Raw genomic sequence first — 21,263 nt, 5'->3', positions numbered from 1 at the left:
ATTAGATTTTAAGAGTTAAACCAAATGTGAATGAACGTACAGATGGATATTGTGCAACATCAACACCTCTCTGTTTGTTACCGTCTGTATAACCCAGCTCAGGAGTAAAACCTGAATAATTGGTAATCATAAATAAATTCTGACCAGTTACATACACTCTTAAGCTGCTAAAAGTGGCTTTTTTAATGATAAAATCAGGCAATGTATAGCCGATTGTTAAGTTTTTCAGGCTAACATAATTGCCACTCTCAACAAAAAGATCAGAAGTACGGTAGTTCTCGTTTGCACGGTCTAGTGTCATACGAGGCATTGAATTGCTGGTTCCAGGACCAGTCCACCTATTTAATGATTCTGCATAAAGATTAAAAGAGTATGTTGGATCTATGCCTTGCATTCTGTCGGCATTATATAAACTCACCCCAAATACACCTGTTAAGTTTGCTGCTAAGTCAAATCCTTTGTAAGACAAACTGGTTTGGAAGCCCAAAGTTGCTTTTGGATTAGGATTTCCCAGATAGGTTCTATCTCCCCCATCAATTATTCCATCTCCGTTAATGTCAACAAAACGAACATCTCCTGGTTTTATACTGCCTTTTCTAGAGTCATTTTTCAAATAAGGATCATTGTCAACATCAGCTTGAGTTTGATACAGTCCTGCGGTTTTCCATCCGTAAAAAGAAGCTATAGATTGACCTTCATAAGTTCTTGAAATTTCCTGACTTGAACGGCCATACACTAATGAAGGGATAAAGGCATTTACACCATACAGCTTAGTTACTTTATTTTTAATGAAGGAACCATTTACACCAAAGGAATATTTAAAACTATCACCAGACTGGTAATTCACCTCAGCTTCTATCCCTCTATTGTTCATATTCCCAATGTTAATATCAGGTGCTTGTATTTTTCCAGTTGTTCCTATCAATAAGGCAGGAACAAGCATTTGTTTTGTGTTTTTATCAAAATAAGTGATTGTAGTACTTAGTTTGTTATCTAAAAACCCGGCTTCCAAACTCACATTAGTCATTGCAGCCCGCTCCCATGCAATATCCGGATTGGCACTTTTTATTACTGCAGCACCGTTAACGCCAACGCCTCCAAAAGTATAACCATTTGTACCATAAGTATTACCCACAAGAATTTTACTTACATACTGAAAGGCGTCGACATTCTGGTTACCTAACTCACCCCATCCTCCTGTTAACTTTAAATTACTGATCCAAGTAATATCCTTCATGAATTTCTCATTAGACAACCTCCATCCCAAAGAGAAAGCAGGATAATAACCCCAGCGGTTTCCTGCAGCAAATCTTGATGATCCATCTGCTCTGAAAGTCAATGTTGCTAAAAAACGGCCATCATAGTCATAAAATCCTCTTGCAAAAACCGATTCCAAACCCCATGGATCATCATAACCACCATCAGCATTTAAAAATGCATTTCCTTTATTTAAAGTCCGCTGACCTTTTGAGGTATCATCATAGCCTACTCTTCCGGCTGAGAAAAAGCTTCCTCTATAACTTTGATTGGAATATCCACCCATAAAAGTAATGTGGCTTTTACTGATTACTTTGTCATAGGTAAGAACAAGATCGAGCAATTGTGAGTAATTATCCGACTCTCCTTCTGTTAACGTTGAACTTGTAGTTTGTCTAGCTTGGTTTTGGTCTTCTATATTAAATGAATAAGTACGACCAATTGTACCATCAAAACCATAATTAGCGCGGAATTTTAGGTCTTCATAAATAGGAATTTCGGCAAACACATTAACTATAGCCCTATATTTACGGTTATAAGCATCAGCCTGATGAATTGTTGAGTAAGGATTATTAATATCACCCAACTGATTAGCAAAAGCCTTTGATGTTCCATATGTTCCATCATCGTTCACAGTAGGAATAGCAGGATTAAACCTCAATGCTGAAAAGAGTAGTCCAGTCTGAGAGCTACTGTTATTAAAACCATTGTTTTCTACATAAGTTAACTGAAGGTTTTGGCCTACTTTCAACCAGGGTTTAATTTTGTGCTCTGAATTAATACGGGTACTAAAACGCTTAAAATAAGATTGATCAATAATACCTTTTTCATCATAAAAAGAAGTGGAGAAGTAGTAAGTAGAAACATCATTACCTCCCTGAAGGTTAACATCAATATTGCTTACTTTTCCACTGCCCAGTATGGCTTTCTGCCAATCTGTGCGTTGAGTAGCGTAGTAAGCATCCTCCCAAGGCGCTTCAATTGCAACCCCATCATTAGTATATCTTTCTCTTTTAAGCTTATACAAATCAGGTGCAGTTAGCAAGTCAATATATTTAGTCGATTTAGAAACTCCTGTGTATGCATTGATGGATGTAGCTAATTTCTGACTATAGCTGCCTTTCTTGGTGGTTACCAAAATAACCCCGTTGGCTGCTCTTGTTCCATAAATAGCACTTGATGATGCATCCTTTAATATATCAACAGAAGCGATATCATTTGGATTCACATCACTCAATGCATCCGGATTTGTTGAAGGTACCCCATCAATTACCACCAATGGATTGGCATTATTTATAGTACCTGTACCCCTAATACGAATACTTGGCGCTGCCCCAGGTGATCCATCATTACGTACAATACTAACACCTGTTGCTCTTCCATCTAATGCCTGGGCTACTGTGCTTACAGGTAAATTCTGAATATCACTACCTTTAATACTTGCTATTGACCCGGTAACGTCAATTTTTTTAGAGGTACCATAACCTACAACTACTATCTCATCTAAGTTAGAGTTGGTTTCAACCATAGTAATGGTCAAATTAGGTTTCCCTGTTAACTGAACAGTCTGTTTTTCATAGCCAACATAACTGAATTCTAAAATCCCATTTTCAGGAGCATTAATTACAAACTCACCATTAACATCGGTTGTAGCACCAATATTAGTTCCTTGCAATTTAACGCTAACCCCTATAAGGGTTTCTCCTTTTGAATCAACAACTTTACCTTTTATAAGAGCTTGAGCTGCAGGGGCACCGGCTTCATAGATGATGACCACGTGGTCATCTGCTATTTTATAAGGCAATTTATCGCCCATTAGTGCTTCCAGAATTGCGTGGATACTCGCATCTTTTACCTGCAGATTTACCTTACCCAGTTTCTTAATGCTGGAGTAATTGTAAAAAAATCGATAATTACTTTGTTTTTGAATTTTTGTCAGAATGTTACTTACTTCTGTCTGTTTTAAATCAAGTGAGAACTTTTCCTGAGAGTAAACATTCGCCGAAACCTGTAAACAGGTGAACATAATTAGTAATAATGCTCCTTTCATTAGCAAAATTGTTTTAAAAGGTGGTTGCATATAAAGCCACGCAAAAGCTTTTGTAATCTTTTTCATTACATTTGTTTTTGAAAATTAAGGAATAGAGTAAGTCCATTTACAACGCTTACTCTTGTGAATTAAATCCGGATTTTTAAGGGGAAGAACTGCAATTCTTCCCTTATTTATTTGCGGATCTTCAGGAATCGGTCAGATAAAATTTCTTCATTTTTAGTTTAATTTGGTTTTTTATTATTGGTTAATTATTAGCGTTTATGGTGCAGAGAGATGGATCACTCCCTTGTCTTTTCTAAACTTAAATGGTGTAGTCATTTTTATCAATGAGAGTGCCTGTTCTAGTGATTCTTCTTCGAACACCCCACTGATCTCCTCTTTTTTCAAGGTTTCATCGTCAAATGCAACTTTCACATCAAATCGCCTTTCTATCTGCTTAGCAACCTCTTCAAAATTCTCATTCGTAAAAATCATTTTATTGCTTAACCAGGCGATCTCTTTAACATCCTGCGTATTGGCTTCGGATAACCTTTCCAGTTGATATTCCAGCACAGCTTCTTTTGTATTAGTCTTTGCACCATGATCTAAATCATTAGCAACAGTGAGCTTTTCATTGGGTAGCATTACAATCTTCTTTTCAGGCTTATCATTTAATTCAACCAGAATTTTCCCACTAAGCAATGTGGTTTCTGTCTTTTTATCCGTTGAATAAGCCTTAACATTAAAGACAGTACCCAATACCTTTACAATAAACTTTTCTGTATGTACCAGGAACGGTCTTTTCGGATTTTTTTCTACTTGAAAAAAACCTTCCCCTTTAAGACTAACCTCCCTGCTTGTTGCTGAAAACACTTCCGGATAAATAAATGTACTTCCGGCATTCAATTTAACTTTTGTACCGTCCGACAATTTCAATTCTTTGGTTTTCCCAAAAGGAACGTCGATCCGATGCATTTCTGAACCTGCAAACTGATCTGGAGCAGTTGGCTTTCTTACGTAGAAGAATACAGCTAAGACACCCACAATTAATACCGCAGCTATCCATTTCCAATACATTAAAGGCATTATCTTTGCCTCTTTAACAGGCATTACAATACTTTCTTCTACTCTGATTCTATCCCAAAGGCCATCAATCTTTTTATTAATAACCTTTTGCTTAACTAAAGTATCAGATTGTTTTTCCTCTGTTGTTAATGCATCGGTAAAAGCCTGCATCTTTCTATATTCCGGAAAATGAACAAAAAAAACTTCGAGCTCATCTAATTCTTCTACTGTTGCAGATTTAGATATGCTTTTAGCCATTAATTCAATAAACCTGGATTTTATCATATGTATAAATAGTGTTCTAAGGTAAAGACACCTGAGTACATCGATATTCCTAAAAGAAATAAAAATATTTTTTCTCCGCTGCGACTATAAACCTAAATGGCGTTTTACTTTCTCTTTATAAGAGTCGCCAATAGGAAGATATTCTTTATTGATGATGATGCGACCTTTTTCTATAAAGTCAATTTGGTCGATATTGATGATATAAGACTTATGAATCCGAAGAAAACTTGGAGGAAGAGTTTCTTCTATATTCTTCATACGCTCCAGAGATAGAATTTTTCCGTTCGTAGTGTGCAGGTTAATGTAATCACCAAGTCCTTCGATATATTGAATTGAAGCGAGGGAAACCTTTTGGATACGGTATTCCGTTTTTAAAAAAATATATAAGGGGATTGCTACCTGACTTTGCATCGTGATCGCTTTTTCATTGGATATGCGTGCCCGGGCTTTATTGACTGACATCAGGAAGCGCTCAAAAGTAATGGGCTTAAGTAGGTAATCTACCACATCTTGCTCATATCCTGCCACAGCATAATCTGAATAGGCCGTTGTGAGAATAACTTTAGTATTTGAGCTTTTGATGATGTTCATCAACTCCATGCCACTAAGTTCAGGCATTTGCACGTCCATAAAAACCAGGTCGACCTGATTATCATTGATGAAGCCAAGAGCCTCCAGTGCAGAAGTTGTTTTGAGTAGCAGCTCAAGTCCGCTACTTCTTTGCACATAGTCTGCCAACAACTTCACCGCTGGAAATTCATCGTCTACAACAACGCAGGATATGGAATTAACGGTTTTCATATGCACCCAATTTCAATTCGACCTTAAAGGTATTATCCTCATCTTCAATATCCAAACGGTGATTACCGGGATAAAGTAACTCTAAGCGCTTACGGACATTTTCAATCCCTATTCCTCCGACATGATCTTTGTTCTTTACACCAATATCATTGGTACAGCTAAAAATCATCCCACGATCAGGTGTAGTACAGATACTGACGTCCAGCCAGGCATGGTCATAAGCAATTGCTCCATGCTTAAATGCATTTTCTATAAAAGGGATGAGCAAAAATGGAGGCAATTGAACCAAAGAAGTGCTAGTATAGTTAAAATTGAGTTTACAAGGTTTTTCAAAGCGTAACTGCTCTAATTCAATATATTTTTCCAGATAATAAACATCCTTTTCCAAACTAATTGTCTCACTGGTATCATACAACATATATCGCAGTAATTCCGATAAGCCGGAAATAGCTGCCAAAGATTGATCTGATTGATGGTAGACTAATGAATAGATATTATTAAGGTTATTGAATAAAAAATGAGGATTAATTTGCGAACGGAGAAAAGCCAGCGACGAATCCCGGTTTTGAACAGCCAGCTCCCGTTCCCGCAATTCCTTAAACTGTGCATATTGCACAAAATAAAACACCATAGCAAAAACCACATAGAAGGCACTGTACAAAATTTGCCCCCTAAAAAACTGCGATAAACGGACATGATCCTCTGAAAACCATCGGGAGCCTATATAACTGATGATGAAGCAAGCGATGAAAGTAGCAATTAAGGTAACTGCCAGGAGCAAATATTTTCTTACGGGATAGAATATATATAAAGTATAGTAAGTACTCCAGACAAACAGAAAAGACAGTATTACATCAACCACTAAACTAGCTAAACGCACATCATAACTTCGCTCATCTACCAGGCTAAATTTGCCATTGTAAAGATCTGGCAAATACCACCCAAGATGTATCATACTGTAAAACACCAGGAAAGCAACAACTAGTATCCCTGTCTTCTTCTTCATAATTCAAAACTACATTATTTACTAAAAAATAAACTGTGAATTTTCAGGCGTTGATCGAGGTGATTCAAGGGTTCAACGATTATACTCTTTACAACACCTCATCAAAAGTAATTTGGACAGAATAACCATATAAATTAGCTATGAAAAAATACTTTATTCTCTTCTTCTTTATCGGGGCTCTTACTACAAAGGCACAAGACAAAAAAACACAGAATGATACTTTGAAAAAGGACACGGTAACTAAAACGAAACTACTAAAAGAGGTCATCATCAATACCCGAAAAAAAATGATAGAACGAAAAATAGATCGGACAATAGTCAACGTTTCGGGTTTCATTAGCACTGCAGGAATCGATGCTTTTGATTTGCTAGGACGGTTGCCCGGACTGCGCGTAAACGATGATGGAAACATTAACCTGATGGGTAAAGGTGCAACCATTTATGTAGATGGTAAACCAACTTACCTATCAGGTGCAGACCTTGCCGCTTATCTTAAGTCCCTGCCAACCGACCTGCTAGACAAGATCGAGTTAATGCCCAATCCGCCTGCCAAATATGATGCAGCAGGCAGTGGTGGAGTGATTAATATTATTACCAAAAAAAACAACCAACCAGGATATAATGCTTCCCTATCCGGTAATTTGGGAACAGGCGTCTATCGAAAAGCGAACGGCTCTTTAAATATGAACTATAGGGTAGGTAAGCTAAACCTGTTCGCCAATGTCGGGGCCGGTAGTCCCAAAGACTTCGAAAATGCCTCGTCCCTCAGGCGTTTTCTGAACCCTGATGGAACACCCATGACAACATTAGATCAAGAAAGTGAAATCGTTTATACCCGCAGTAATGGAAACATCAAACTTGGAGCAGATTATTACCTCAACAAGAAGACCACTATTGGATTTATAGCAAACGCTACCAGGAATTCAGTAACTGAGCGAGGAGAAAACCGCAACAGGATTTTCAATGCTGCGCATCAGCTGGATTCTTCAATCTTCTCGGCAAATGACGCCAATAATAAATTCCGAAACCAACTGATGAATTTGAATATGGTACACCAGTTTGATTCACTAGGTACAGAACTGGGTGTAGATCTGGATTATGGCCAATACCATACACAAATTGACCAGATATTTAGTAACCACACATTTACTCCACAGGGTGAACTATTGAATAAAGAAAGGATACGCGGTATGTTACCGAGGCAAATCAATATCTATTCGGCAAAGACAGATTTAGCCATACCGCTAAAAAACAGGATCAAGCTCAATATGGGCCTAAAAATCAGCAAAGTTAGCACGGACAACAAAGCCAATTATTTTACGGGCGAAGAGCTCGCTGAGCAAGTTGACTATAACCGCAGCAACCAATTCTATTATAAGGAAACGATCTCTGCAGCTTACCTGGAAGGATTTAAAGAAATTGGCAAATTTGGAGTAAAGGCTGGTTTAAGAGCGGAGCATACACAATCTAATGGGCACCAGCTTGGAAATGCTATGGTTGCCGACTCTTCCTTCCACCGAAGTTATCTAAATGCTTTCCCTACACTGTTTATCTCTTTTAAACCAGACACCACAAATACCAACCAGTTTTTTTTCAGTTATGGCAGACGAATTGGGCGTCCTGGATATGATCGTCTTAACCCCTTCCTTTCGTTGGTGCAGCGTTACAATCAAGTAGTAGGAAATCCATTTTTAAAACCCGATTTTACAAATACATTTGAGTTTACACATGTATTCAAAGAGCAACTGAACACGATACTATATTACTCCGACCTGTCCAACATCAGCGGATCCGTAATTCGGCCTATGAATGACGTGTATGTAAAACGCCTAGAGAATACCGGTAACCTCCAGATTGCCGGAATAATGGTAACCTATAATAAAGACGTATTTAAATGGTGGAATGCTGATTTTTCGATAAACCCAGAACGGATTCATATGAACGTGCTTTTGGATGATAAACGTATAGACACCACATTTTTTGCGTATTCATTCAACTGGTTCAATCATTTTGCGATCAGCAAAAGTTGCACAGCAGAACTAGTTATGAACTGGGGGGGTAGATCATTTTCAGGACAGAATACAACTAAGGGAATAATGGCATGGCGAGCCGGCATTAAACAACAATTGTTTAAAGGAAATGGCTCAATTGGCATCAGCGGCAGCGATTTGTTTTATTCAGCAATTACCCGTGGAAAAATCATAAATGTAGCAGGATCTGGTGCCAGTTATAAAAACCGTGGAGACAGCAGGACGGTAATCCTGTCTTTCAGTTACAAGATCAGTAAAAATGCAAAGGATAATAAAAGGCTTAGGGACAGGAACGGTGCCATGGATGAACAAAACCGCGTGCTGACTACAACACCGTAGTATTACTTTAATATCTATTTACTGTGAATTGCTGAGTCTAATTTTTTAAGCGCAATAGATAGTTGTGCAAAAATGGTCTTGTCGGATAACCCAAGGATAGTCGCCACCTCTTTACAAGAGAGATCGTCTTCCTTTACCATTTTAAAAATGAGTTTGCATCTGGCAGGTAGTTCATTGATAGCCTTTAGCATATTGTCAGATAGTTCTTTACTAATCAGTATTTGAGATGGATCTATAGACAGATGGAAGTAATAAGCCTCAGTTACCTTAATCTCATTATTTTTTTTTGAAGATACACTACGCAAATGATTTAAACAGCCATTCTTGATGGATGCATAAAGATAAACCTGCATATTTTTAATGTGCAGGTTTTTATTACGTTCCATCCAAAGCTTTACCAATACATCATTTACAATTTCTTCGGCAATCTCTCGCTCTCCCACAAATGATTGTGCGAATTGGAAAAACTTATGTGCATACCTCTCATAAAGCTCATTAAATGCAGATTCGTCCTCATTTTCCCGAATGCGAATGACCAGCTCCTGCATATCCCAATATTTAAAACTAATTTTTAGTAATATTAGAAATAATGATTCAATATATTTTTATATCTGCACTTATTTTTCTTTATGATAAAAGAAAGCTTTCTAAACTCAGAAAGAATTTTATTTAATCAACATTTGTGTAAAAGTGGTACTGTCACCTTTAAAAACATTAAAATCCACCGCATGGTTAATGCCAGAGATTCTGGCTTTATCAGAATGCTGCCAAAAGAACCATTTAGTGGCATCATTAACTTTAAGCTTAGGTTGGTGATAATGTGCAATCCATAAAGGATAATCATCAAAATACCCTTTAAGATAATCGTTGTAAAATGACAAACCGGTATAAATAATCGGCTTCACTTGCTCTTTCTTTTCTACATAAGAAACAAACTCCTTTAATTGAGCTCTCATATTAGCAGGAGAAGTCCCATTTAATTGTTCAATATCAACAACTGGAGGAAGATCACCAGCTTCAAATTTTACCGTTTGCAGAAAGAACTTAGCCTGCCAGCTACCAGATTTCTGGGGTCTGAAAAAATGGTATGCTCCACAGACAATACCTACCTTAGCTGCTTCACGCCAGTTTCGTTGAAAGTAAGGATCAACACTCAGCATCCCTTCTGTAGCCTTTATAAATGCAAAGTGTACGCGCACGTCATCTTCTTCCATTGCCCTAACCCTTTTCCAATCAATTTTACCCTGATAATAAGAAACATCTATGCCATGTATATTGTAATTCTTTGGTATCCGGATATTAAAACTCCTATAAGTACGATAAGCAGGATCCTCTCCCAGATCCTTTAGCCACCTCCATGTTGAAGTAAACCCTCTAATAATATAGGCATAATAAAAAGGAGACAGTAGAACAAGCAATACGACCACAAGCAAGAACTTAACCTGCATAGACCAGGGCTTTTTCTTCACTTGCTTTTTTCTTGGAGCAGCTTTTTTACGCGGTACAGTAGTTTTTCGGGGAATGGCTGTCTTTTGCGAAACAGGTGTTTTTCTTTGTGCTGGCGGCATGATGCTGCAAAAATACATTATATAGCCAATTTTGGATGGCTGTAAAAAAAATATTTGAAGAAACTAATATTTTAGTTGCGCAACTAAAATATTAGTTCTATATTAGATTTATATTCTAACCCACTATGTTTTAATACATTGAATTAGGATTAAAATTAAATGTTAACCAAATATATTTATACCAGCTCCAATGATGAAAGAATTGACCAAGGCAGAAGAACAGATCATGCAAGTGCTATGGGAACTTAAACAAGCTTTTGTAAAGGATGTAATAGAATACCTTCCAGATCCCAAGCCTGCAACCACAACAGTATCTACAATCATCAGAATATTAGAAGGTAAGGGTTTTGTAAATCATGAGGCATTTGGCACTACTCATCGGTACTTCCCTATTATCAGTATAGATGAGTATAAGGAATTTGCTACAGGCAAATTGTTGAATAGCTATTTCGGTAATTCTGTTGAAAAGATGTTTTCCTTCTTTCTAAAGCAAGAAAAGGTAGACTTAAAAGAAGCTGATGAAATACTAAAACTAATTGAAGACCTTAAAAAGAACCAAAAATGAACGCCCTAACCTACCTCTTGCAGGTAAATCTCTACCTGCTCCTCTTTTATCTTTTTTATCTTGTATTACTTCGTAATGAGACTTTCTTTAGGCTAAACCGCTTCTATTTGGTTGGTTCAGCTGCACTCGCTCTTTTTATTCCGCTTTTACGTGCAGATTGGATAAAGGAACTATTTGTTACTGAAAAGGTACAGCAATTAGCTCAAAACATAGAAGCTGCGGTTACAGTCTCCCAAACGACCACTATTATAACAACACTTAAAGCAGAAGAATCTTCCCTGTCCGCAGTAGAATGGTTTTTGATAATCTACGGCTTGGTAACCGCGATCTTTTTGATCAATTTTTTAAGAAAGCTCTATCTACTAAACCAAATTTTAAAACGAGGTAGTAAGAGACAAGCATTTAGCTTTTTTAATACGATTTCTGTAGATAATGAATTAGAAGGTCAGGAAACCATCATGAAACATGAGCTGGTACATGCAAAACAATGGCACTCTGCCGATGTGATTTTCTTTGAGCTTTTTACCGCTATGAACTGGTTCAATCCTATCGCCTACCTCTATAAAAATGCTGTTAAAAATATACATGAATTTATTGCAGACGAAACTGCCGCCTCAACATTGGAAAGTAAATCAGCATATGCGCTCTTGCTGGTCTCCAATGTTTTTGATACCCAACCTCAGCAATTAACAAACAGTTTTTATAATCAATCATTATTAAAAAGGAGAATCATTATGTTACACAAAACAAAATCTCGTAAGGTTGCCATACTGAAGTATGGGCTCTCAGTACCTCTTTTTGCAGGTATGGTTATTTTTTCATCAGCCACCGGTGCTGAAGCGAAAATCATCACTAAGATTACCGACAAGGTAGTCCCAATCATTATAAATCATCCCAAAACCGACATCAATCCAATCGGGAATTTAAAGCGCGAGATCGAGACTACCTCTGCTCTTAAGATGAAAAATAAGAAGAAAAAAAACAATGCTTCACAATTAAAGGAGTTAGAATCTCGTCGCCAAGATATTCCGATTAACCTGAGTGATTATACCCACAATTTCAAAAGGGAGGGAACTGGCCGAAACTTCAAGGAGGGCATAATCATTATATCCTTTGAGGTTAATGAGAATAAGAAAGCTGGTAATTTTAAAATGTTAGAATCTGATAATTTTGAATGGCAGGATGAATATTTGGCTTACCTTAACGAATTTAATGATACAGTATCACTGACAAAAGGCACATATCATTTCTATAAAGGCTTCATCTATTCAGGTAACGAGGATAAATATCCAAGCGACAAAAAATTATTAAATAGTAAAGCAAACATGTTATTTGGTGGATATACTAAACAACTGCCAATGTTTATCGCTCAGGATGAGACAAAAGAAGAAGCTGGAAAAATTGTGAACTACCTAGCTGGAACTCCGCTTACAGACCCTGTAATTCTTGTTGACGGTAAGGAAGCAAGTTACAAAAAAACCAAAAATGGATTTAAACTTGATGAGGTAATATACCCAAGAGGTCTAAAAACAATTCGTGTATTTAAGGGAGACAAGGCTGTTACTGAATACAATGAAAGTGCCAGAAAAGGGCTAATTGTTATCGTTACGAAGATACTAGCCGGACACTAAAGATTAAATAAAATCAGTCTTAGGATAAAGCACTATAAATAAAAACACCAATGTTCCTGATCGACATGCGCAGCAGTTTTTCACTGCTGTGAGGAGAGAAGGAATATTGGTGTTTTTATTAAATAGGCGGACCGAAGTCAAAAGGCAACTACCCTTTACTCAATTCCGCAAAGTACTTATGGAACAAAGGCAATGTTTCAATTCCTTTGTAATAGTTATAAATATCATATTTCTCATTTGGCGAGTGTAGGGCATCGCTATCCAAACCAAAGCCAAAAAGCACAGATTTAATACCTAAAGCACTTTCAAACAATGCAACAATTGGAATACTTCCTCCGCCACGTGTAGGGATTGGTTTTTTGCCAAAAGAATCAACAATAGCCTGTTCAGCAGCTCTATAAGCTATACTATCAGTAGGTGTTACTACTGGTTCACCGCCATGATGTGCAGTAACTTTAACCTTAACATAATCAGGAGCAATGCTTTCGAAATGTTTGGTAAAGATCTCCGCTATTTCATCTGAACTTTGGTGAGGCACCAAACGCATAGAAATTTTAGCATTCGCTTTTGACGGAAGTACAGTTTTAGCACCCTCTCCTATATAACCACCCCAAATACCATTTACCTCTAAAGTAGGTCTGGTTCCTGTACGCTCTAATGTCGAATAACCTTTCTCCCCCCACTCAGCATCAATTTCAAGGTCTTTTTTATATTCTTGCAAATCAAATGGAGCCGAGTTTAAAGCTGTCTTCTCCCCATCAGTAAGCTCAACCACTTTATTATAAAAAGCTGGTATAGTAATGTGATTGTTCTCATCATGTAATGAAGCAATCATTTTGCACAATATAGTAATTGGATTTGCTACAGCACCACCATACACACCTGAGTGTAAATCACGGTTAGGACCAACAACTTCAACCTCCATATAGGCTAAACCACGTAATCCGGTTTCAATTGAAGGGTTTTCCATACTAATCATTGATGTATCAGAAATCAACACCACATCAGCTTTTAAACGCTCTACATTAGCATTTACAAAAATGCCAAGATTTGCTGAGCCTACTTCCTCCTCACCCTCAATCATGAATTTAACATTACATGCCAGGGTATTGGTCTTCATCATCAATTCAAAAGCTTTTACATGCATGTAAAACTGACCTTTATCATCACAAGCGCCACGAGCATAAATCTTTCCATCACGTATTGTAGGCTCAAACGGAGGAGTTTTCCATAATTCCAACGGATCTGCCGGCTGCACATCATAGTGCCCGTAAATTAATACTGTAGGAAGACTCTCATCAACAATTTTCTCACCGTAAACGATTGGATAGCCTGCTGTTTCACAAATCTCTACTTTATCGGCACCAGCATCTTTAAGTTTTTGAGCAACATAATCGGCAGTTTTTAGTACATCTCCTTTATATTTTGGATCAGCACTAACCGACGGGAAACGTAACAATTCAAACAACTCATCTAAAAAGCGTTGCTTGTTTTCTTCAACATATTTTTTGATTTCTTGCATAACAGATTAGTTTTTACGAATTTTTATTAAGTTAGTTTAAAGCACTTTTAGGTTATTTTATAGAAAAATAAGCCATTATTAGTCCTTATTTTGTGGTAGCAAAACTAATTAAATTATACCAGTTGATGGTACTCAGCGTACTCTATTTTAGACTTTGGATTGCCGACTTTAGAATGGCGGCAAAAAGAAAAGGGATAAATCCTAAGACTTACCCCCTTAAATTAACGCTCTCACGATAAAGGTAACTATTCCGTTACAAATTAGCAAGAACTATTTTTAAATTTATACCAATAATTATTATACAAGGTAAAAGATAACCATACTACTCTAGTCAAATAATTCCTTAACTTCGTTCAGCACATCAAAAACGCAGGAATGAAGGAATTTACCAATGAAACATTAGATACCGGATCATTACCGAAGTATGAAGAAGTACCGTTAAATTCCCTAAGCCAGAAGTATTGGAATGTAATGCTGATAAATATCTTTATCTTTTTACTAATTGTTGGTATTGGAATTACAGCAGTGTTAATATTTAATGCTGATATAAGAGCATACCTATATATAATACTAGGGATTTATGTTGTTTTTGCCTTGTTAATGATAACTCTTTACCGTGCTAGCCTTAAAAAAAGGGGATTTGCAGTTAGGGAAAAAGACATTATGTACACCAGTGGAATCATAGCCCTATCTACTACTGTAGTTCCTTTCTCCAGAATACAACATATTGCTTTAGATGAAGGCTTGTTTTCCAGAATATACGGACTAGGCGAATTAAGAATTTTCACCGCAGGTGGTAGCTCCGGTAGCTTACATATTCCCGGAATTGAAATCGAGAAAGCCAAAAGCATTAAAGAATTACTCATGAAACAAATAAATGAAGCTGATTAACGATGTCCGAAGCAACTAACAGGGAATACGATTTTTCTGAGCCCCGAAAGCAATCAGCAGCAGGCATTATCATCATGTTTGCCAATGGCTTTCAAAAAATAGTAAGAGCTTTGGCGCTTCCCCTTATCTTGATTATAGTTAAATCAAAGGATTCTGGGCATTTAGCAATGATTCTTATTGTTTCGCTATGTCTGTTAACCATCGTCCTTGCATTCTATGCCTATTTCAGCTACCAAAAATTCACCTTTTTTCTGGATGAGAAGAAACAGGAATTCATCATAAATAGTGGCATTTTCAGCAAAACATCCCTAACCATTCAACTGAATAAGATCCAACAGGTTAATATAAATCAAAATCTATTGCAGCAAGTAGTTGGAGTTTATAGTCTGGAAATTGATACCGCGGGAAGCGAAAAGAAAGAGGCTACAATAAAAGCTATTGATCATGCCACAGCTACCATACTTAAGCAAAAACTACTTAGTCGCGATCAGGTAGAAGAAGAGAATACCAGTCCAGAAATAAGTGACAAGACCGTAGAAATCACTTCACCCCTTCTTAAATTAAGCACCAATACCTTACTTAAAATTGGTATAACCTCTAATTATGGGGCCAGTCTATTATTATTAACTGGTTTTATTTTCGGAACACTTCAATTGTTTAAGGATTACACCGATGCCTTAGAGATTGAGCGCGAACAGTTTACTCAAATGCTGAACCAGGGCATCACCTTTTTCTCCATGTGTTTTCTGGCAATATTTGCCATAATCATCATTTTAGGCACTAATATTATAAGGACATTTATAAAGTATTTCAACTTCAAGATCATTAAACAAAAAAGGGCTCTTGCCATAAGTTCAGGATTGTTTACCCATAAAAACGTACTATTAACCCCGAATAAAGTACAGTTAAGCGCCTACAGTCAGAACTATTTCCAAAAGAAGTTCGATCTGCTGAACATGAAAATAAAGCAGGCTTCTTTTGATTCTGCTGATAAAGAGGACAGCAAAAAATCCGACATTGAAATCCCCGGTTGCAATGAGTTAGAACGTGATGAGGTTTTAAATATGATCCTTGGTCAGGTTCCAGTAAACGGTGCAGAACTAAAGCCAAATTACCGGTTCATCTTTTTACAAACTATGATATGGATTGCGTTTCCAATTGCAGTATTTGTATTACTAAGCACTTATGCCCTTCCAATTTTAAGAAATTACTTATTAATAATTATACCATATATAATGGTAGTTGGTGTAATGCTGTATTTCGAATTCAGACGACATAGATTATATGTTGATGAGAATTTCATCATTAAAAGAAGCGGCATTTGGGATGTAGAACATGAAATCATTGAACCCCATAAGATTCAGGCAATAACAGCCAAACAGTATTTCTGGCATAAGGCTGCAGATGTCGGTCATTTGATCATCCACACTGCAGCCGGTGTAATTCATTTCAAATACGGGAATTACACCCATATTAAAAGTTTGGTAAATTATTGGACCTATAAAATCGAGGTCTCCAAAAAGGATTGGATGTAATTAAAGATTAACCCATTATCCATTTAGCTTTTATCGGTAATATCCTATAAACAAGCGCGGTAAACAACCATGCACCAGCAAAAGTAATACTCGCCGCTACAGGAATCTGGATAGGAATTGGAACCTTAAGGAAATCTACGACCATAAAGCTTGGTCCTACCAGGAAATAATGAACCATATAAATTCCAAAGCCAAATTTAGTAAGATTAGCAAAAACATTAATCCAGAATGGGCTGCTAATTCTAATCTTCTTAGCTACCAGAAAAACCGAAATGGTCATTAAAAACACGTTTGGAGTACAGTAAAGGAAGAACAATTCAATCTGCTCTTCGGTTGATTTAGGATCGGCCACCATCTTACCAAAGCCAACATAGGTAATGGCATAACCCACTGCAAATAAAGCCCCGCTAATCAGCAATGTTTTTGAGATACTCCAATCGTTGCCCTTCGATAAATAATGGCCTAAAAGCAGGTACCCGTTAAAACCCGCAAAATAATAAAGCATATCAAACGACCCATTCCATGGACAAGAACCCAGCATATATTTAGCTACATATTCATGTAGATATGGCATAAAAAGCGTGGCTCCCCAAAAATACAGGTACATTCTCTTTTGCTTATCGGTAGCTTCCTTTATCCAGGCAGAAAAGATTGGCATAAATAAATATAATCCAACCAACATATATATGTACCACATGTGGGTACTTAAAGGTGTAAAATTGAATGGAATCATTAAAATATTGTGCAAACTATCGCTAAAAGCTTGTGATGGCGAATCGCCTGCATAAACAAAAAACTTAGTGATAACAGATGGTTCAAGGCCAAGAACGCCTGTAAACCATGGAAACAAACTATAAAGAACAGACCAGATTAAAAAAGGATATATTACTCTCGTTAATCTTTTCTTATAAAAGGGCCCTATCTCCTGTCTTACAGGTAACAACAACATCCCGGTAAGCATCACAAACAATGGAACGCATGGTCTTAAAACAGATCCATAAATTGTGCCCCAGAAATTATATTCAGGATTTAACCTCGCTGCAGGAGATATGTTAAAGGGATCAGTACAATGCACACTTATTACCATAAACATAGCAATAAAGCGAAGTACATCCGCCCAAACGATGCGTTCGGGGATTGGATTAGAAATTGAACTCATAAAATAAAGTTGTGTGTTGGTTTAATTTGGCAACCTATTGTCAAAAGTAGTTAATCTATTAAATCTAAATGACCTATAAAATCTCATTTATTCCACATTTGGTCTCATTTTAAGACACTATGTCGCATTTTCATATCCTAAAATTTGGTTCACCTCTTCAATATTTGGTAACTTAGTAATTATACTAACTATGTCACACTCCTACTTACCTATGTCTAGAGAAAATAAAGTAACGTATGCCTAATCTATACATTATATCAGGATACAATGGCGCAGGTAAAACCATAGCTAGCTATACCATATTACCCGAAATACTGAACTGCAAAGAATTCGTCAATGCTGATAATATAGCGGCTGGCATTTCACCATTTAATCCGGAAGGGGTAGCTTTTGAAGCAGGCAGAATAATGTTAAACCGTATCCAAGAATTACTAAATGAAGGTGCTGATTTTGCATTTGAAACAACATTAGCAACCAGAAGTTACGTTCCCTTGGTTAAGAAAGCACAAGAAAAAGGCTTTGAAGTCACATTACTTTATTTTTGGTTAAACTCGCCTTTGATGGCAATAAAACGTGTCGCAAAACGTGTAAGTAATGGAGGTCATGATATACCAAGAGATGTAATTCAGCGTAGATATTTTAGAGGTATTAAAAACCTATTAAAATTGTATATTCCAATATGTAATAATTGGCTCGTAATCGACAATATGGACTTAGCTTCTGAGATTATTGCTCAAGGCTCAAGTAAATTGGGAGCAGAAATAAAAAATAACGACATTTGGCAAACCATTATAACTCAAAGCAATGATAATTAAGGGTAATAAAACAGATCTTAATGAATTATCTGTTATCATAATTAATGGTGTTAACAAGGCGCTCCGTAAACTTGCTGAATCTTCAGCAGCCAATAACGAAAGTTTAATCATTGGCGATAAAGATGGAAATGTCAAATCTGTTCCAGCTAAGGAGCTATTAAAAAGCCTATCTAAATAAAAATAGAGTAAAAAACTTCAGTTTCCTGCCTAAAATCACCCAAAGCAAAAACAGTAAACAGTACCAGATACTTTTTGAAACAACTACTAAAAAATGTAGATTTGTAACCTAAAAAGATTAATTTCTTAAGTATTATACCCTCAAAGCAGAACAGGAACGGATTTTGGATTATTTAGCAGGTTTAAACCCCCAACAACGCGCAGCAGTAGAAAACACACAAGGCCCGGCAATGATAGTTGCAGGTGCTGGTTCTGGAAAAACACGTGTAATTACGTATAGAGTAGCTCATTTGATTGAAAAGGGTGTAGATCCTTTTAATATCCTCGTACTTACCTTTACCAATAAGGCGTCCAAAGATATGCGTGAGAGGATCATGAAAGTGGTTGGTCCAGAAGCAAAAAACATCTGGATGGGTACTTTTCACTCTGTGTTTTCTAAAATACTAAGGGTTGAAGCTGAAAAAATCGGCTATCCATCAAACTTTACTATATATGATACTGACGACAGCAAAAGTCTGATCAGATCTATATTAAAAGAGATGCAGCTTGATGATAAGTTGTATAATGCAAATTTTGTTTACGGTAGAATCTCTTCTGCTAAAAACAACCTTGTTTCTTACTCCGAATACCTTCAAAGCGCTGAAATTCAAGCTGAAGATGTAAGCAATAAACGCCCAATGATGGGTTCAATTTACGAAACCTACACCAAGCGATGCTTTAAAGCGGGGGCCATGGATTTTGATGATTTACTATTCAAAACCAATGTTCTGCTTAAAAATCATCCGGATGTATTAAATAAATACCAGCAGAAATTTAAATACCTGATGGTTGATGAGTACCAGGATACCAACTTTTCTCAATATACTATTGTTAAAAAACTGGCTGCTGCATATCAGAATATCTGTGTTGTGGGTGATGATGCGCAAAGTATTTATGCCTTTAGGGGTGCAAATATCCAAAACATATTAAACTTTGAACGTGATTATCCTGAGTTACAAGTTTATAAGTTAGAGCAAAACTACCGTTCTACACAAAATATTGTTGAAGTAGCCAATAGCATCATTGCAAACAATAAAAACCAATTAGAAAAGAACGTATTTTCTGATAATGAAGAAGGTGATAGAATTAAAGTTCAGCGTGCATTTACAGATAATGAAGAAGGTAAATTAGTTGCTGAAGCAATTGTTCAGGATCGCAGTTCAAAAGGACTTAAATTTAATGACTTTGCCATTCTGTATAGAACAAATGCCCAATCAAGGGCTATGGAGGAAGGCTTAAGGAAACTAAATGTGCCTTACAAAATATATGGAGGCCTCTCATTCTATCAGCGTAAAGAGATAAAAGATTTAATTGCTTACTTCCGTTTAACCTTTAATCCTAGTGATGAAGAGGCCATAAAAAGGGTAATCAATTATCCTCGTCGTGGACTTGGAGATACTACCGTTGAGAAAATCATCGTTGCTGCCGACAAGCATGACATCACCATGTGGCAAGTAGTATGTAATCCTCAACAATATATAGAAGGTAGAATAGCAAATCAGTTGAATGATTTTGCTATGATGATACAAAGCTTTTCTGCTGAAGCAAAGAAATTGGATGCTTACGAAACTGCGCTATACATTGCTCAACACTCTGGAATTTTAAAAGAACTGCATACCGACGATAGCATTGAAGGGCGTAGCAGATACGAAAACATCCAGGAATTATTGAATGGAGTTAAAGAATTCGCTGAACGTGAAGACATTGAAGACAGAAGTCTTGCTATTTTCATGCAGGATATTGCATTGTTAACCAATGATGATAGACAAGACGAAAAAGAAAAAGATACTGTTTCTTTGATGACAATACACTCTTCAAAAGGGCTTGAGTTTAAAAACGTATTTGTTGTAGGACTGGAGGAAAACCTCTTCCCTTCGCAAATGAGCATAAATTCACGTACCGATCTGGAAGAAGAAAGGCGCTTATTTTATGTAGCAGTAACAAGAGCCGAGACAAAATTGACTTTAACGTACGCAACATCTAGATATCGTTGGGGTACTTTAACAAACTGTGAACCAAGTCGCTTCATCAATGAAATCAATGCAAAGTTTTTAGAGATTGAGGTGGTCAAGCCAGCAAAAAGTAGCTTAGGACAAGACAGTTTTGATGGCGAGCGTAAAAGCTGGACCCAGCAAAGAGATAGTTTTAGCAAGCCAAAACCTGGAATGTCAAGCTCAGGTTCAGGATCTGCTACCACTAGTACCCCTCCTACAAGGCCTAAAACAACTTCATTACTACCAAAGGCACACGTGCCTACTCCTGGCTTTGCTCCGGACGCAGCAAATCTATTCCAAAATGGTATGGATGTAGAACATGAGAAATTTGGATTCGGTAAAATAGTAAGTTTAGAGGGCACTTTACCTGACGTTAAGGCAACAGTATTTTTTCAGGGACTGGGTAATAAGCAGTTATTATTAAAATTTGCTAAATTGCGAATTGTTAAATAAGATATATATTTGCTAAATCTGTATTAACTTAGACAGAATCATAACGCTTATAAATAATCCTAACAAGAATTATATAAAAATGGACATTTAGCCGTTATT

The 21,263-nt window shown here is 36.8% G+C and carries 16 protein-coding genes; 8 read left to right on the top strand and 8 right to left on the bottom strand.

Annotated elements, in window-relative coordinates; all coding sequences use genetic code 11:
• Position 1 precedes the first annotated feature (1 nt).
• The 4 genes from HQN83_RS16535 to HQN83_RS16520 form a co-directional block, all read right to left on the bottom strand.
• Complete coding sequence (locus HQN83_RS16535) at positions 2–3,373, bottom strand: SusC/RagA family TonB-linked outer membrane protein (protein ID WP_173091434.1); 3,372 nt, start codon at positions 3,371–3,373, stop codon at positions 2–4.
• A 195-nt stretch (positions 3,374–3,568) separates the two neighbouring features.
• Positions 3,569–4,639: a FecR family protein gene (locus tag HQN83_RS16530; protein WP_173091433.1), complete on the bottom strand. Its 1,071-nt coding sequence runs from the start codon at positions 4,637–4,639 to the stop codon at positions 3,569–3,571.
• A gap of 84 nt (positions 4,640–4,723) precedes the next feature.
• Complete coding sequence (locus HQN83_RS16525; protein ID WP_173091432.1) at positions 4,724–5,440, bottom strand: LytR/AlgR family response regulator transcription factor; 717 nt, start codon at positions 5,438–5,440, stop codon at positions 4,724–4,726.
• Positions 5,427–6,446 (bottom strand): sensor histidine kinase, encoded by a 1,020-nt coding sequence (locus HQN83_RS16520; RefSeq protein ID WP_173091431.1) that lies wholly within the window; start codon positions 6,444–6,446, stop codon positions 5,427–5,429. Before HQN83_RS16520 ends, HQN83_RS16525 begins: the two co-directional genes overlap by 14 nt.
• A 140-nt stretch (positions 6,447–6,586) precedes the next feature.
• Here HQN83_RS16520 and HQN83_RS16515 point away from each other — a divergent pair, with 140 nt between their 5' ends.
• Positions 6,587–8,815, top strand: a complete 2,229-nt coding sequence (locus HQN83_RS16515; protein ID WP_173091430.1) for an outer membrane beta-barrel protein — start codon at positions 6,587–6,589, stop codon at positions 8,813–8,815.
• A 14-nt stretch (positions 8,816–8,829) separates the two neighbouring features.
• Here the strand turns inward: HQN83_RS16515 and HQN83_RS16510 are convergent, their stop codons facing one another.
• Together HQN83_RS16510 and HQN83_RS16505 are read right to left on the bottom strand one after the other, a co-directional pair.
• Positions 8,830–9,363, bottom strand: a complete 534-nt coding sequence (locus HQN83_RS16510; protein WP_173091429.1) for an RNA polymerase sigma-70 factor — start codon at positions 9,361–9,363, stop codon at positions 8,830–8,832.
• 117 nt (positions 9,364–9,480) lie between these two features.
• Complete coding sequence (locus HQN83_RS16505; protein WP_173091428.1) at positions 9,481–10,383, bottom strand: glycoside hydrolase family 25 protein; 903 nt, start codon at positions 10,381–10,383, stop codon at positions 9,481–9,483.
• A 190-nt stretch (positions 10,384–10,573) separates the two neighbouring features.
• Here HQN83_RS16505 and HQN83_RS16500 point away from each other — a divergent pair, with 190 nt between their 5' ends.
• A complete protein-coding gene (locus HQN83_RS16500; RefSeq protein ID WP_173091427.1) occupies positions 10,574–10,948 on the top strand; it encodes a BlaI/MecI/CopY family transcriptional regulator in 375 nt (124 codons plus the stop codon).
• Positions 10,945–12,579, top strand: coding sequence for a M56 family metallopeptidase (locus tag HQN83_RS16495; RefSeq protein WP_173091426.1), 1,635 nt, complete (start codon positions 10,945–10,947; stop codon positions 12,577–12,579). The genes HQN83_RS16500 and HQN83_RS16495 overlap by 4 nt, the downstream gene beginning before the upstream one ends.
• A gap of 148 nt (positions 12,580–12,727) precedes the next feature.
• On the opposite strand, the gene HQN83_RS16490 is transcribed toward HQN83_RS16495, so the two are convergent.
• Positions 12,728–14,101 (bottom strand): dipeptidase, encoded by a 1,374-nt coding sequence (locus HQN83_RS16490; protein ID WP_173091425.1) that lies wholly within the window; start codon positions 14,099–14,101, stop codon positions 12,728–12,730.
• A gap of 375 nt (positions 14,102–14,476) precedes the next feature.
• Between HQN83_RS16490 and HQN83_RS16485 the strand changes: the two genes are divergently transcribed.
• Both HQN83_RS16485 and HQN83_RS16480 read left to right on the top strand, forming a co-directional pair.
• Entirely contained in the window at positions 14,477–14,992 is a 516-nt protein-coding gene (locus HQN83_RS16485) for a PH domain-containing protein (RefSeq protein WP_173091424.1), read from the top strand.
• A gap of 2 nt (positions 14,993–14,994) precedes the next feature.
• Complete coding sequence (locus tag HQN83_RS16480; RefSeq protein ID WP_173091423.1) at positions 14,995–16,527, top strand: PH domain-containing protein; 1,533 nt, start codon at positions 14,995–14,997, stop codon at positions 16,525–16,527.
• Positions 16,528–16,534: 7 nt separating this feature from the next.
• Here HQN83_RS16480 and HQN83_RS16475 read toward each other — a convergent pair whose 3' ends face one another.
• Positions 16,535–17,686 carry an acyltransferase gene (locus HQN83_RS16475; RefSeq protein ID WP_173091422.1) on the bottom strand — a complete coding sequence of 384 codons (1,152 nt, stop codon included), beginning with the start codon at positions 17,684–17,686 and terminating at the stop codon, positions 16,535–16,537.
• A gap of 236 nt (positions 17,687–17,922) precedes the next feature.
• On the opposite strand from HQN83_RS16475, the gene HQN83_RS16470 reads away from it, so the two are divergent.
• From HQN83_RS16470 to HQN83_RS16460, 3 genes are all read left to right on the top strand, one after another.
• Positions 17,923–18,501, top strand: a complete 579-nt coding sequence (locus HQN83_RS16470; RefSeq protein ID WP_173091421.1) for a zeta toxin family protein — start codon at positions 17,923–17,925, stop codon at positions 18,499–18,501.
• On the top strand, positions 18,491–18,679 hold the full coding sequence (locus tag HQN83_RS16465; RefSeq protein WP_173091420.1) for a hypothetical protein: 189 nt from the start codon (positions 18,491–18,493) through the stop codon (positions 18,677–18,679). Before HQN83_RS16470 ends, HQN83_RS16465 begins: the two co-directional genes overlap by 11 nt.
• Positions 18,680–18,842: 163 nt before the next feature.
• On the top strand, positions 18,843–21,164 hold the full coding sequence (locus tag HQN83_RS16460) for an ATP-dependent helicase (protein ID WP_173091419.1): 2,322 nt from the start codon (positions 18,843–18,845) through the stop codon (positions 21,162–21,164).
• Positions 21,165–21,263: the final 99 nt, after the last annotated feature.

The sequence above is a fragment of the Pedobacter foliorum genome, from assembly GCF_013266735.1.
GTDB classification, from domain to species: Bacteria; Bacteroidota; Bacteroidia; order Sphingobacteriales; family Sphingobacteriaceae; genus Pedobacter; species Pedobacter foliorum.
This window is presented reverse-complemented; position numbering and strand designations above follow the sequence as displayed.

Coding starts and splice junctions, on each gene's coding strand:
- HQN83_RS16485 (WP_173091424.1), top strand. CDS start 14,477: ATGAAGGAATTTACCAATGAAACATTAGATACCGGATCATTACCGAAG.
- HQN83_RS16475 (WP_173091422.1), bottom strand. CDS start 17,686: ATGAGTTCAATTTCTAATCCAATCCCCGAACGCATCGTTTGGGCGGAT.
- HQN83_RS16535 (WP_173091434.1), bottom strand. CDS start 3,373: ATGAAAAAGATTACAAAAGCTTTTGCGTGGCTTTATATGCAACCACCT.
- HQN83_RS16495 (WP_173091426.1), top strand. CDS start 10,945: ATGAACGCCCTAACCTACCTCTTGCAGGTAAATCTCTACCTGCTCCTC.
- HQN83_RS16520 (WP_173091431.1), bottom strand. CDS start 6,446: ATGAAGAAGAAGACAGGGATACTAGTTGTTGCTTTCCTGGTGTTTTAC.
- HQN83_RS16530 (WP_173091433.1), bottom strand. CDS start 4,639: ATGATAAAATCCAGGTTTATTGAATTAATGGCTAAAAGCATATCTAAA.
- HQN83_RS16500 (WP_173091427.1), top strand. CDS start 10,574: ATGATGAAAGAATTGACCAAGGCAGAAGAACAGATCATGCAAGTGCTA.
- HQN83_RS16505 (WP_173091428.1), bottom strand. CDS start 10,383: ATGCCGCCAGCACAAAGAAAAACACCTGTTTCGCAAAAGACAGCCATT.
- HQN83_RS16470 (WP_173091421.1), top strand. CDS start 17,923: ATGCCTAATCTATACATTATATCAGGATACAATGGCGCAGGTAAAACC.
- HQN83_RS16480 (WP_173091423.1), top strand. CDS start 14,995: ATGTCCGAAGCAACTAACAGGGAATACGATTTTTCTGAGCCCCGAAAG.
- HQN83_RS16525 (WP_173091432.1), bottom strand. CDS start 5,440: ATGAAAACCGTTAATTCCATATCCTGCGTTGTTGTAGACGATGAATTT.
- HQN83_RS16490 (WP_173091425.1), bottom strand. CDS start 14,101: ATGCAAGAAATCAAAAAATATGTTGAAGAAAACAAGCAACGCTTTTTA.
- HQN83_RS16515 (WP_173091430.1), top strand. CDS start 6,587: ATGAAAAAATACTTTATTCTCTTCTTCTTTATCGGGGCTCTTACTACA.
- HQN83_RS16510 (WP_173091429.1), bottom strand. CDS start 9,363: ATGCAGGAGCTGGTCATTCGCATTCGGGAAAATGAGGACGAATCTGCA.
- HQN83_RS16465 (WP_173091420.1), top strand. CDS start 18,491: ATGATAATTAAGGGTAATAAAACAGATCTTAATGAATTATCTGTTATC.